The sequence below is a fragment of the Streptomyces sp. NPDC060194 genome (assembly GCF_042728285.1).
In the GTDB taxonomy this organism is placed as follows: domain Bacteria; phylum Actinomycetota; class Actinomycetes; order Streptomycetales; family Streptomycetaceae; genus Streptomyces.
Map to the genome: position 1 here is coordinate 1 of NZ_JBHWZH010000153.1, position 13279 is coordinate 13279.

The 13279-nt window shown below is 73.9% G+C and carries 11 protein-coding genes; 8 read left to right on the forward strand and 3 right to left on the reverse strand.

The genetic code is table 11. The features are described from left to right. Positions 1-53: 53 nt before the first annotated feature. On the reverse strand, positions 54-2168 hold the full coding sequence (locus tag ACFWEG_RS24775; RefSeq protein WP_387219126.1) for a hypothetical protein: 2115 nt from the start codon (positions 2166-2168) through the stop codon (positions 54-56). 256 nt (positions 2169-2424) lie between these two features. Further along, complete coding sequence (locus tag ACFWEG_RS24780; RefSeq protein WP_387219129.1) at positions 2425-3861, reverse strand: polysaccharide pyruvyl transferase family protein; 1437 nt, start codon at positions 3859-3861, stop codon at positions 2425-2427. 156 nt (positions 3862-4017) lie between these two features. Between ACFWEG_RS24780 and proB the strand changes: the two genes are divergently transcribed. From proB to ACFWEG_RS24805, 5 genes are all read left to right on the forward strand, one after another. Next, a complete protein-coding gene (proB, locus tag ACFWEG_RS24785) occupies positions 4018-5145 on the forward strand; it encodes a glutamate 5-kinase (RefSeq protein WP_387219132.1) in 1128 nt (375 codons plus the stop codon). A 199-nt stretch (positions 5146-5344) separates the two neighbouring features. Further along, positions 5345-5851 (forward strand): hypothetical protein, encoded by a 507-nt coding sequence (locus ACFWEG_RS24790; RefSeq protein WP_387219134.1) that lies wholly within the window; start codon positions 5345-5347, stop codon positions 5849-5851. 78 nt (positions 5852-5929) lie between these two features. Further along, positions 5930-7213, forward strand: coding sequence for a glutamate-5-semialdehyde dehydrogenase (locus tag ACFWEG_RS24795; RefSeq protein WP_387219136.1), 1284 nt, complete (start codon positions 5930-5932; stop codon positions 7211-7213). A 112-nt stretch (positions 7214-7325) separates the two neighbouring features. Next, positions 7326-7937, forward strand: coding sequence for a hypothetical protein (locus ACFWEG_RS24800; RefSeq protein ID WP_387219138.1), 612 nt, complete (start codon positions 7326-7328; stop codon positions 7935-7937). Positions 7938-8042: 105 nt separating this feature from the next. Further along, the gene (locus ACFWEG_RS24805) at positions 8043-9137 is read left to right on the forward strand and encodes a hypothetical protein (protein ID WP_387219140.1); all 1095 of its coding nucleotides are present in this window, start codon (positions 8043-8045) and stop codon (positions 9135-9137) included. Between the two features lie 6 nt (positions 9138-9143). On the opposite strand, the gene ACFWEG_RS24810 is transcribed toward ACFWEG_RS24805, so the two are convergent. Beyond that, complete coding sequence (locus ACFWEG_RS24810) at positions 9144-10250, reverse strand: M48 family metallopeptidase (RefSeq protein WP_387219142.1); 1107 nt, start codon at positions 10248-10250, stop codon at positions 9144-9146. A gap of 182 nt (positions 10251-10432) precedes the next feature. On the opposite strand from ACFWEG_RS24810, the gene ACFWEG_RS24815 reads away from it, so the two are divergent. From ACFWEG_RS24815 to ACFWEG_RS24825, 3 genes are read left to right on the forward strand one after another with little or no spacing between them, the layout of a single operon-like run. Next, positions 10433-10594, forward strand: a complete 162-nt coding sequence (locus ACFWEG_RS24815) for a hypothetical protein (protein WP_387219145.1) — start codon at positions 10433-10435, stop codon at positions 10592-10594. 52 nt (positions 10595-10646) lie between these two features. Beyond that, positions 10647-11291 (forward strand): nicotinate-nucleotide adenylyltransferase, encoded by a 645-nt coding sequence (nadD, locus tag ACFWEG_RS24820; protein ID WP_387219147.1) that lies wholly within the window; start codon positions 10647-10649, stop codon positions 11289-11291. Between the two features lie 20 nt (positions 11292-11311). Further along, entirely contained in the window at positions 11312-13051 is a 1740-nt protein-coding gene (locus ACFWEG_RS24825) for a LytR C-terminal domain-containing protein (protein WP_387219150.1), read from the forward strand. The last annotated feature ends 228 nt before the right edge of the window (positions 13052-13279 follow it).

The window sequence follows — 13279 nt, forward strand, 5'->3', positions numbered from 1 at the left end:
CCGTGACCGGCGTCCGCCCCCCTTTTCCGCGTCCCGGGCCGGGACCGCCCGGCTCAGGCCTGGCTCGCCTCCAGCTCCAGCTCCTCCGCGACGTGCTCGGCCTCGGCGGACCCCCGCTGCGCGGGGATCTCCGCCGCCGCCCGCAGCGCCATCCGCTCCTGGTGCCGCCTCGCCCGCGCGCCGAGCTCCCGCGCCGCGTCGGCGAAGCGGGTCGCCGACGGCGGGTCCGAGGGGCCGAGCAGCCGCAGCTTCAGCTCCGCCCTGGCCGCCCGGAACGCGTCGCGCTCGGGGTGGCGCACGGCGTCGAGGAGGGCCGGCACCCCGGCGCCGTCGGGGGTGAGCACGGTGGCTGCCCGGACCGTCGGGAACTGCTCGCGGAACGCCGCCTCGCTCAGCCCGCTGGTGTTGGCGACGGCGTACGGCTTGTCGCTCGCCAGGTAGTCCGAGACGACGCTGGACACGTCGCTGACCAGAACGTCCGCCGCATTGAAGCAGGCGAAGATCGACGGGCGCGGCGTCGTGACGACCTGGTGCTCCCACTCCGGCAGCGACGCCTGGTAGGCCGCCTCCCACGCGGCCGTCGCCGCGGCGACCGCCTCCGCGCGGCCCGGTTCGGGCGCCGACTGGAGCAGCATCCGCTCCGCCTCGTCTGCGCCGGTGCGGAAGGACGCCGTCGTCAGGCGCTCCAACTCCTGGGTGCGGCGCGCCAGTTCGTCCGCGGCGCCGGCCGGCGGGCGCTGTCCGCCGCGCGCCCGGTTGGCGTCCGCGATCATCGCCTGGATCCGCAGGTTCGCCGCCCCGGCGGCCGGGTCGACCGAGCCGGTCATCGGGTGCGGCTTGTAGACGAGCCGGACCGCCGGGTCCGCGAGCAGCTCGCGCACGATGTTCTCGCCCGCGAGCACCACGGAGGTGTTGCCCGGGTTGCCGTCCCAGCCCTCCCAGGTCGGGGCGTAGAGCACGTTCGTGTACGCCCCGGCGGGCGGGCCGGCGTACGGTCCGACGGCGTCGAGCTGCGGGCGGCCGATCTCCACGACGTCCCGGTCGTCGACGCCGACCTCGGCCAGCGCGTAGCGCTCGCGGGCCGCGGGGCCGGCCACCCACACCTCGTCGTAGGCCTTGGCGTACGGGTTGCAGCTGGAGAGCTTGTCGCTCTCGCCGTGGTTGACGAACGCGTGCTTGATCGTCGGGATCCGCAGCACCTGGGAGGTCTTGCCGGAGTTCGCCGGGTGGATCAGCGTCTGGAGCGTCGAGTGCTCCAGGCGCATCAGGTGAGCGACCTTCGGCAGGCACACCACGGGGATGTCCGTGGCGGCGATCCGCTGCATCATGAACCGCTCCCGCAGCACGATCACGGGGCGGCCCTCCAGCTTCGCCAGCGGCTCCAGCCACATGTTCGCCTGGTAGGCCGACGAGGTCCCGCCGGAGAAGTACATGCCGGTGGTCGGCCGGTACTCCGCCAGCCAGTTCTCGAACCACTCCAGGACCTCGTCCTGGGACGACGGCCGGCGGCTCGGCAGCAGCCGCACCAGGAGCGCGACGAGCCCGGCGGCCGTCACCGCGACCGACACCGCGATGCCCGCCGCCGCGCACCACGCGGTGTTCGTCGCGGCGGTCGCGAGCAGCCCGGCGGTCGCGGGCGCGCCGAAGAGCAGTATCCGCCGGTTGGCCCGGCGCAGCAGCAGCGCGGGCGGCGCGGGGGTGAGCCGCAGCGCCGAGGTGTCGATGTTCCGGGTGACGACCGGCAGGGTCCGGGACCGCCGGACGAGCAGCGCGGCTGCCTGGCAGCCGAAGTGCAGGCCGTAGAAGACGAGCAGTCCGTACACGAGCGGGAGGTACGCCGTCTCGTGCTGCTGCCCCTCCAGCCGCAGCAGCCCGGCGACCAGCAGGAAGTCCCGCAGGATCTGCCGGGCGGTGGTGTCCGCGCGGACCTTCGCCAGCGCGGCGACCAGGTCGGGCCTGCGGCGGTGCAGGAAGCCCTCGGTGAGCAGGCCTGCGACGGTGGCGGCGATGAGCAGGGGAACCTGGGGGAAGAAGGCTGCTATGGCCTGGACGGCGAACGAGGCCGCGAGCAGCGCGGGCGCGAGCAGTCTGCCGGCCGGGCGGCCAACGGAGCGGAGGGTCGGCAAGGGAGTGACTCCAGGGCGGTTCGGTGAATGCGGCAGGGGCATTCGACTTGCTGCGCGTGGCGGCGACGCCCCGGTGTTCAACGTCATTCAAAGGAAGGGGTAATGGGGGCGCTGCCGCCTTCGCATCGGAGAACAGAGCGCTCCTCACCACATACGGAACGGTGTAATCCGATTCGGTCGCCGCGGTGCTGTGCCCCTCGTCACGCCGGCGCGTGCGGGCGTGCGCTTCGCACACGCGAAAGGGGCCCCGGGGAGACGGATCCGCCGTCCTCCCGAGACCCCTGAGGTCGTGTGCGCGCTATTCCGGCCGCAGGGCCCGCTTGATCGGGCCCACGGCGCGGCGCGCCGTGCGGTACACCGTGACCGGCAGCGAGCCGCCGGTGCGCCGCTGCTGCGGGACGGCCGCCGCGGTACGCGCGGTGCGGGCCCTTACCGACCTGCCCAGCTCGGTCCGCAGCTTGGTGTTCTCGCTGCTCAGCTCCTGGACCCGGCCCTGCAGCCAGGCGAGCCGGCCAGCGAGCTCGTCGATGCCGGTGTCGTTCCACGGCCGGACGCCGGCCGGGAAGGACTGCTTGGCGAGCCGGGCGTCGAAGGCCGCTCCGCCGTCGCCGTGGGTGAAGGTGTTCTGCAGACCGTTCTTGTCCAGGAAGCCGGTGAACCGGTCGAAGCGCTCCCGGTGGCCGTCCACCAGCTCGCTGAAGTCGGCCTGCTCGTAGAGGTCGGCGGGGTCGACGTCCTTGGGCGTCTCGGTGAGCTTGCGGTGCGGGATGCCGAAGTAGCGGCACAGCTCCAGGGTCCGCGAGTCGTGGCACAGCACCATCGCGGGGGTGCCGGCCAGGAGCGCGGCGATGTTGCCGTGAATGCGGGAGCCGAAGGAGAAATCCATGTCCCGCAGAGCGCCGATCCAGGTCTGCGGATCGACGTAGACGCGGACCTTGTCCTCCCCGAACATCGGGTGCGCCGGGTGGGTCGGGATGGTGGTCAGTGGGGCGGTCACCGGGTCGGAGAGGTCGCGCCAGTGCAGCTGCTGGGCCTCGACGAGGTTCTGGCCGATGAACTGGAGGTTCGGGTAGAGCCGGTGCGTCCGGCTGACGATCGCCCCCACCCCCGATCGGACGGCGCTGTGCGAGCCGTTGACCGCGATGCGGGAGTCGGCGGTGAGGCCCTCCGCCCGCTTGTCGACCCTGAACGTCCCGCCGTTCATGAACATCGACGGGCAGCCGATGACCTCGACGTCCCGGAAGCCGAGGTCGTTGAGGTAAGACTCGGTGAACTCGCCCCGCACGCCGATCGTCGCGCTGCGGTCGAGGACGGCGGAGACGAACGCCTTGACCGTCGGCTCCATCGCCTTGAGCCTGGAGGGGTCGTAGGACAGGCCGGTCTGCGCGCCGACGCCCAGGACCACGACGGGGATGTCGAGGCGGCGGATCAGCTGGGTCAGCCGCTTCAGCTGCCCCTCGAAGGACGGCCGGAAGGCGTTGGCGAGGGGGACGACGTAGGCGTCGTACTCCGCGTTGATGCGCGAGGCAGCGGCCGGATCGGCCGTGCGGGCGCCGCCCGAGACGATCTCCGTCCTCGGTGCCTCAAGGATCTTGTGAGAAGCCTCGCTGAAGATCAGGTTGCCGGTGTTCGTCGCGAACACGTTGTCCTGCATGGCCTGTTCCAGCGGAACCACGTCGAAGGGGCTCTTGCCCGAGCGCAGCAGGATGCGCTTCTCACGATTTTCGGATGTCACGACAGAAGAATACCTTTGCGAATAGCGAACGGACCCCCGCCGATTCGTGGTCCCCGTCACCGCCCGGGCGTCCGGCGGCTGGAACGCCGGCGCGCCGCCCGCGCCCCCTCCCGTAGATTGCGCAGGACCGGCCGGTTCGACGTGATGGGGATGGACGTGTCAGGGGCAAGGAAGGGCGTCACCGACGCCCGCAGGATCGTGGTCAAGGTCGGCTCCTCCTCGCTGACCACCGCCTCGGGCGGCCTCGACGCCGACCGGGTGGACGCCCTGGTCGACGTGCTCGCCGCGGCCCGCGACGGCGGCGCGCGGGAGGTCGTCCTCGTCTCGTCCGGCGCGATCGCCGCCGGGCTCGCCCCGCTGGGCCTGACCCGCCGGCCGCGCGACCTGGCCCGCCAGCAGGCGGCCGCGAGCGTCGGCCAGGGCCTGCTCGTCGCCCGCTACACCGCCTCCTTCGCCCGCTACGGCGTCCGCGTCGGCCAGGTGCTGCTCACCGGCGACGACACCTCCCGCCGGTCCCACTACCGCAACGCCTACCGCACCCTCGACCAGCTCCTGACGATGGGCGCGCTGCCGGTCGTCAACGAGAACGACACGGTCGCCACCGACGAGATCCGCTTCGGCGACAACGACCGGCTGGCCGCCCTCGTCGCCCACCTGGTCCGCGCCGACCTGCTCGTCCTGCTCTCCGACGTCGACGGCCTCTACGACGGCGACCCGTCGCTGCCCGGCTCGGCCCGGGTGGAGGAGGTGCGCGACCCCTCCGACACCGCGCACGTGAAGATCGGCAGCGCGGGCAAGGCGGGGGTCGGCACCGGCGGCATGGTCACCAAGGTGGAGGCGGCCGGCATCGCCGCCGCGGCCGGCATCCCGGTGGTGCTCACCTCGGCCGTCCGGGCCGCCGACGCGCTCGCCGGACGCGCCACCGGCACCTACTTCCACGCCACCGGCCGCCGCTCCACCGACCGGCTGCTCTGGCTCCAGCACGCCTCGACCCCGCGGGGCGCGCTCGTCCTGGACGACGGGGCGGTCCGCGCGGTCGTCGAGCGCCGCACCTCGCTGCTCCCGGCGGGCATCGCCGCCGTCGAGGGCGAGTTCACCGCGGGTGACCCCGTCGAGCTGCGGGACACCGCCGGGCGGGCCGTGGCGCGCGGCCTGGTGAACTTCGACGCCAAGGAGATCCCGCTGCTGCTCGGCCGCTCGACCCGCGACCTGGCACGCGAGCTGGGGCCCGCCTACGAGCGGGAGGTCGTGCACGCGGACGACCTGGTGCTGCTCGCCCGCTGACGGACGGCCCGCCCGCCGCCGGCCGGCGCGCGCGGGGCGCCGCGGGCGCCGCGGCGCGTCGCGGGAACGGCCGAAAGTTCTGCCAACCGACTGGGGAGCTTCCGTGAAACCGCCCCAAAGGCGTGCCGGTGCTGGTCAACTTTGTTCGGGTCGCAAGACCGGTCAGGACCGCACCACAGACGCCGACAGGAGGCCACCGGTGAGACGAGTACGACCGGGGTCGACCCAGCGGTCCACCGCCGAGCGCACGCTGACCAGCGTCGACGCGGGAGCGGTCCTGGCCGGGCGCGCCGAGCGGCCCGCCGTGGCGGAGCACCGCCCGGCCCTGGCCCCCGAACCGGGCCCCGACGCCGAGCCCGGCCCCGTGTCCCGGCTCTGGCACGTCACCCTCAGCGTCGCCGGCCCCGAGGCCCCGCTCACCGAGGTCCGCACCGGTCTCGAACGCCTCGCCCGGGACCACCCCTTCCTGCTGACCAGCCGGTACGCGTCCGGCCACGCCGAGATCCGGTACTGGGAGGAGGCCCGCGACCTGCACGACGCGGCCGCGGTGGCGCTGCGCCTGTGGGGCGAGCACCGGCAGACCGCCCAGCTGCCGCCGTGGGAGATCGTCGGCCTGGAGGTCATCGACCGCGGCACGTACCACCAGCGGATCGCCGCCGGGTACGGACCGGCGCCGGCCACGCCGGTGGGCGTGCACCCCTTCTGACCGCGCGCCGGCCCCGGTCCGGGGCGGTGCTTTTGAGACACCCCCACGGCCGTACGGCCCCCGCAGTACCCTGCGGGCATGACCTCGCTCTCGCCCTACGCCGACATGTCCCCGGTGATCCAGACCGCGTACCGCGCCCGTGCCGCGGCGGCCGATCTCGCCCCGGTACCGCGCGCGGCCAAGGACGACGCGCTGCTCGCCGTCGCCGACGCGCTGGAGGTCCGCACCCGCGAGATCGTCGAGGCCAACGCCGAGGACGTCGCCCGGGCCCGCGAGGCCAACACCGCCGAGTCCGTCATCGACCGGCTCACCCTCACCCCCGAGCGGATCCGCGCCATCGCCGCCGACGTCCGCGACGTGGTCGCGCTGCCCGACCCGGTAGGCGAGATCGTCCGCGGCTCGACCCTGCCCAACGGCATCGACCTGCGCCAGGTCCGCGTCCCGCTCGGCGTGGTCGGGATCATCTACGAGGCCCGCCCCAACGTCACCGTCGACGCCGCAGCGCTCTGCCTGAAGTCCGGCAACGCCGTGCTCCTGCGCGGCTCGTCCTCCGCCTACGCGTCCAACACCGCCCTGGTGCGGGTGCTGCGGGACGCCGTCGGCGGCGCGGGGCTGCCGGCCGACGTGATCCAGCTGGTGCCCGGCGAGTCCCGCGAGTCGGTGACCGAGCTGATGCGCGCCCGCGGCCTGGTCGACGTGCTGATCCCGCGCGGCGGGGCCTCGCTGATCCGCACGGTCGTCGAGCAGTCCACCGTCCCCGTCATCGAGACCGGCACCGGCAACTGCCACGTCTACGTCGACGCCGAGGCCGACCTCGACCTCGCCGTGGAGATCCTCGTCAACTCCAAGGCCCAGCGGGTCAGCGTCTGCAACAGCGCCGAGACCCTCCTGGTCCACCAGGACATCGCCGACGCCTTCGTCCCGCTCGCCCTGGCCGCGCTCGCCGAGGCCGGCGTCACCGTCCACGCCGACGAGCGGGTCATGGCCTACGCCGGCGACTCCAAGGCCACCGTCGTCCCGGCCACCGCCGAGGACTGGGAGACGGAGTACCTGTCCCACGACATCGCCGCCGCTGTCGTCGACTCCCTGGAGGGGGCCGTCGGGCACATCCGGCTGTGGTCGTCGGGGCACACCGAGGCCATCGTCACCACCTCGCAGCGCTCCGCCCGCCGCTTCACCCAGCTGGTCGACTCCGCCGCCGTCGCGGTGAACGCCTCGACCCGCTTCACCGACGGCGGCCAGTTCGGCTTCGGCGCCGAGATCGGCATCTCGACCCAGAAGCTGCACGCCCGCGGGCCGATGGGCCTGCCGGAGCTGACCTCGACGAAGTACGTCGTCACCGGGGACGGCCACACCCGCTGAGCCGGTTGTGCCCCGCGCCCGGCCCGGCGGGGCCGCGGGCGCGGGGCCCCGGGCGCGGGGTGAATTCCCCGCGCTCTGCCCGAAACGACCGGCTCGGGTCTACTCTGGTGCTGTGCCGGAGGACGTGGGGGGCGGGCCGTTTCCGGACGGCCGGGAGCCCGACGACGACCAGGACCGCGGGGGCTCGGACGACGAGTTCGCCACCGTGGTCTTCGACGAGGACTTCGTCCGGGGCGCCGAGATACACGAGCCCTCCGCCGTCGAGCGCCTCCTCGCCGCCGCCCAGGCCCGCGCCGAGGCCGAGGCGGCCCGCGCCCGCCACCGCCTGGGCCCCCCGGACGACGACCACCACGACGACGCGCTCGACGGCTACGAGACCTACGGCGGCTACGGCTCCCGCAGCGCCTACGGCCGCGAGCTGGAGCCCTACGACGAGGACGCCGAGGCGCGCGACGCCGAGTCCCGCCGCGACGCCGGCCCCCACCCCTACGGCCCGCTGCGGCCCTACCGGAGCGGCGGGCGCTGGCACCGGCCGGTCGCCTGGGCGCTCGCGGTCATCATGGGCGTCGGCATGGTCGCGCTCGCCTTCAGCGCCGTCTACCGGGGCGCGCCCGGCGGCGAGGACCCGCGCCGGGTGTCGCCGCCGGTCATGACCGAGGGCGGCCCCTCGGCGTCCCCCGACTACACCCAGCCGCCCGTCCCCGCCGAGCCGCGCACCCCCTGAGCGCCCGCCGCCCGCCGGGCGTCCGCCGACAAGCGGCGTGCCGTACGCGCAAGTTGACCGGTAGCGGGGCGTTTACGGAGCGTCGGTGCGACCTACCCTCAAGGTATGGCCAGAGGTGGAGGAGCCGGCGAGCCGCCCGAGGGCGGCCCCGACGGCGGCGGCGAGGACGAGTACCGGGCGGTCGTGTTCGACGAGTCCTTCGTCCGGGCCGCCCGCCTCCAGGAGTTCTCCGCCCAGGAGCGCGTCGACGACCACTCGCCCGCCGTCCGCACCCTCGCCCCCCGGCCCGAGCCCGAGCGCCCGCCGGCCCGCACCCCGCTCTCCCGGCAGGCCCTGACCCTGATCGTGCTCGTCGCGCTGGCCTTCGGGGCCGCGGTCTTCATGGGCACGCGCCAGCCGTCCCCGGGCGCCCCCTCCGTCCGCGCGGGCGCGCTGCGGACCACGATCGTCCCGCTCGCCCCCACCGGGCCCGTCCCCGGCGGTCGGCCCGCGGAGCTCCTCGCCGCCGGCCCGGCGCGGGCCTACCGCGCGGGGGAGGCGGGGCTGCCGCTGCCGCCCTCCCGCCGCACCGCGCACTTCACCGACGGGCAGGTGCTCTCGGCACTGTTCACCGCGAAGGACTTCGTGGCCCGCTCCTCGCTCGACGCCTCGGACGTCTCGGGGGCCGACCCGAACCCACCGGTGCGGGCCCTGGTCGACCCCGACCAGCTCGCGCAGTTCGACCGCAGCCTCGGCCGCCCGGCGGCGGACGGCCGGCACGCGGCGACCGGCTGGCTGATCCGCCTCGACCCCCGGCACAGCGTGCTGGCCGACCCCGAGATCAGGGTCCGCGGCGGCTTCGCCGTCCGGGAGAGCAGCGCGGACGCCCTGGAGGTCACCTCCGACCACACCTTCGTCTACACCCTGCGCCCGGCCGGCGACCCCGACCCCACGCACGCCTCGCTGTTCACCGTCCGGCGCACGCTGCACTTCCGGTTCGACCGCCGGGACCTGCGCGAGCACCGCGCCGAGCTGATGACGTCGGAGCTGCGCGCCGGCCCGCTGAGCTGCGCGGACGACGCCTCCGGGCGGCTGCGCCCGCTCCTCGCGGGGCAGCGGGCCCCGGCGCGGGGGCCCGCCGCCACGGACCCCTACGCGCGGGGGCCCGAGCCGGCCGCGCTGTGCGGGACGCTGGCGACGCCGGAGGGGCGTCAGGGTTGAGGCGCGTCAGGGCTGAGGCGCGGCGCCGTCCCCGGGGGCCGTGCCGTCGGAACCCGCGCCGCCCGCGCCGCCCGGCCCGGAGTTCGCCGTGCCGCCCGCGAACTTGCCGCGCAGCTTGCCGCCGAGGTCGCCCGCGCCCCCCGCGATGTCCGTCACCAGCTTCATCAGCGGGTCCTTGCTGGTGCGCACGGAGTCGGCGTAGCTGCTCGCGGACTGCCGGAAGGAGTCGGTGACGGAGGTGTCCTTGTCGCCGTCCCGGCGCGGGTAGTGGCCGTCCATGATCCGCTGGTGGTCGCGGGACTCGGCCCACCGCTTCAGCTCCGCGGCGCGGACCGTGGTGAAGGGGTGCGAGCGGGGCAGCACGTTGAGGATCTTGAGAACCGAGTCGCGCAGGTCGCCGCCGGCCTCGTACTCCTCGGCCTGGGCGAGGAACGCGTCGACGTTCATCTCGTGCAGGTGGTTGCCGCCGGCGATCTTCATCAGGCCGCGCATCGACGCCTGGAGGTCCTGGCCGACGAGGAGCCCGGCCCGGTCCGCGGAGAGCTCGGACTTGCGGAACCACTCGCGCAGCCCGGTGACCAGCGCCATGATCGCCACGTTGCCCAGCGGGATCCAGGCGACCTTGAGGGCGAGCCCGGTGAGGAACAGCAGGATCGTGCGGTACACCGCGTGGCCCGAGAGGGCGTGGCCCACCTCGTGGCCGACGACCGCGCGCAGCTCCTCCTCGTCGAGCAGCTCGACCAGGCCGGTGGTCACCACGATGATCGGCTCGTCCAGGCCGATGCACATCGCGTTCGGCACCGGGTCCTGCCGGACGTACATCTGCGGGACCTTCTCCAGGTCCAGGATGTAACAGGCGTCCCGCAGCATGTCGTTGAGATGGGTGAACTGGGCGTCGCTCACCCGGACGGAGTCCGAGAGGAACAGCAGGCGCAGGCTGCGCTCCGGCAGCAGGCCGCTCAGCGTCTTGAGGACCACGTCGAAACCGGTCAGCTTGCGCAGGGCCACCAGCGCCGAGCGGTCGGCCGGGTGCTCGTAGGCCCGGGAGGAGATGCCGGGGAAGCGCCTGCGCTGCCGGCCCGGCAGCCGCTCCTGGTTGGTGCTGTCCGTCATGGTGCCCCCTGCTTTCCGTCCATCGGATCCGACGCCTCCTGGCGCGCACCCGCCCCCGAATGTCCGACCAGACTAGACGGACCCACCGACATCGGGGGAGAGTCGACGTGATCGCCCTGTAGGGGGCCACATACGATGTCCCCAACCTCTGCCCGATCCCCACCGGATAGGTCCTGCCGACGATGAGCCTGCACACCACCGCCGTCCAGCTGGTCACCCTCGCGAGCGAGGGCGGGCACCAGGACGAACACCCGAGCCTCAGCCCGTACGTCACCGGCGGCGGCGCGCTCGTCGCCCTGATGCTGCTGCTGTGGATCACCACCCGCTTCAACCGGGACCGCTGAGGCCGACGGGGGCATCGGCCGGAGCCGCCGGGGCCGAGTAGGGTCTGCACGCATGGGAGAGCGACACGCGACCGTCGGTCCAGGTCAGGGCCGCGGCACCTCGGCGCCCGGCCGTCGGCGGCTCGGCGTCATGGGCGGCACCTTCGACCCGATCCACCACGGACACCTGGTGGCGGCCAGCGAGGTCGTCTCGCAGTTCCACCTCGACGAGGTCGTGTTCGTGCCGACCGGCGAGCCGTGGCAGAAGAGCCACAAGCGGGTCTCGGCCGCGGAGGACCGCTACCTGATGACGGTGATCGCGACCGCCGAGAACCCGCAGTTCTCGGTCAGCCGCATCGACATCGACCGCGGCGGCCCCACGTACACCACGGACACCCTGAGGGACCTGAAGGCGCAGAACCCGGACGCCGACCTGTTCTTCATCACGGGCGCCGACGCCCTCTCCCAGATCCTGAGCTGGCGCGACCCCGAGGAACTCTTCTCGCTCGCCCACTTCATCGGGGTGACCCGGCCGGGTCACGAGCTGACCGACGACGGACTGCCGACCGGCAAGGTCTCGCTCGTCGAGGTCCCCGCGCTCGCCATCTCGTCGACGGACTGCCGCGAGCGGGTCGCCAAGGGCGAGCCCGTCTGGTACCTCGTCCCCGACGGCGTCGTGCGCTACATCGACAAGAGCGAGCTGTACCGCGGCGCATGAGCCGCGGAGAGGGGCCCCTGGTGAACGACCGACACGACCCGTACGGGTCGCACGACCCTTACGCACCACAGGACCCCTACGCACCACAGGACCCCTACGGTTCGGGGGAGCCCCGGATCGTCGGCTACGACGCCTACGGGCAGCCCGTCTACCAGCAGCCCCCCGCCCCCGGCCAGGAGCAGCCCCCCTACGACCCGGGCGGCTTTCCGCAGCAGCCCTACCCGCAGGACCCCTACGGGCAGCAGCCCCAGCCCCCCTCCTACGAGCAGCCGCAGGCCTACGACCCCTACGGGTACGCCCCGCCCCAGCAGGGCTACGGCTACGACCCCTACGGGTCCCCGTCCCCGCAGGCCGGCCCCGGGTACGCGCCGCCCGCCCCCGAGGCCCCGCCGCAGCCGATACCCGCCCCGGACCCCGCCCCCGAGGCCGACGCGCCGGGCGGCGACGCGACGCCGAGCGGCGGCGACCGGGACCGCGGCGAGGCGCCGGAGTACCGCACCGAGCAGTTCTCGTTCATCGAGGAGCCCGACGAGGACTCCGAGGACGTCATCGACTGGCTCAAGTTCACCGAGAGCCGCACCGAACGCCGCGAGGAGGCCCGGCGGCGCGGCCGCAACCGGGTCGTGGCCCTCGTCGTCGTCCTGGTGCTCGTCGTGGCCGGCGGGGTCGGCTACCTCTGGTTCGCGGGCAAGCTGCCGGGGACGTCCGACGAGGCCGCGGGCAAGGGCGGCGGCTCGGCGGCGGCGCAGCGCCGCGACGTCATCGTCGTGCACCTGATGGGCACCGCCAAGGACAGCAAGCCGTCCACCGCGCTCCTGGTCGACAACAGCACCACCAAGGAGGGCGCCACCGTCCTGCTGCCCGGCGCCCTCGCGCTGGCCGACGACAACGGCGAGTCCACGACGCTCGCCCAGGCCGTCGACGACTCCGGCCCCGCGGGCGCCCAGGAGGCGGTGGCCACGCTGCTCGGCACGCGCATCGACGGCACCTGGCGGCTCGACACCCCCTTCCTGGAGAACCTCGTCGAGCAGGTCGGCACCGTCGACGTGGACACCGACACCGACGTCCCCGACCCCCGCTCGAAGAAGAAGGACGCCGCCCCCGTCGTCAGGAAGGGCGAGCAGCAGACCCTCAACGGGCAGGCCGCCGTCGCCTACGCCACCTACCAGGGCCCCGGCGAGCCGCAGACGGCCCAGCTCGAGCGGTTCGGGCAGGTCGTCCAGGCGGTGCTGCGCAAGTTCCCCACCGACACCGAGAGCTCCCTGATCCAGGTGCAGACGCTCGGCCAGGTGCTCGACCCTTCCCTGCCGGAGAAGGACCTCGCGGCCGCGCTGGCCAAGCTCGCCGACCGCGCCAAGGGCGGCGACTACCGCACCACCGTCCTGCCCGTGCAGGCCGACGGCTCGCTCAGCGAGAAGACCTCCGAGACGGTGGTGAAGGACGTCCTCGGCGGCTCCGTCACCGCACCCGCGGACGGCGCCCCGGTCCGGGTCGGCGTCACGAACGCCACCGGCAGCGGGCCGGACGGCGAGAAGGCCCGCGCCGACCTCGTCAACGGCGGTTTCGGCTACGTCGGCGGGAAGGCCGCCGCCGCCCAGGCCGTCTCGCGGGTCACCTACGCCGACGACGCCCGCAAGGCCGACGCCGCCGAGATCGCCAAGACGCTCCGGCTGCCGGCCTCCGCCGTCGCCAAGGGCAAGGTCGCCGCGAACGCGGATGTCTCGGTGGTGCTCGGCCAGGACTACCAGGCCGGGGGCTGAGGCGCCGCGACGGTCACAGGCGGGGCCCGCCCGGGCTGATTCCTTGGAGGAGCTGAGCAACTTCAGGAATGGGGACGAGAAGAGGTGGCTTCTTCCTATCAGCACGTTGGCCGGCCCGGTCTCGTCGTGAAGTCGGCGACGGACCACTGCTGCGCAGGCCGGAGTACTGCAGTGCCGCCAGCTGATGGAGACGAGACCACCGCCTTGCCCAAAGCCGCTGCTCCCACG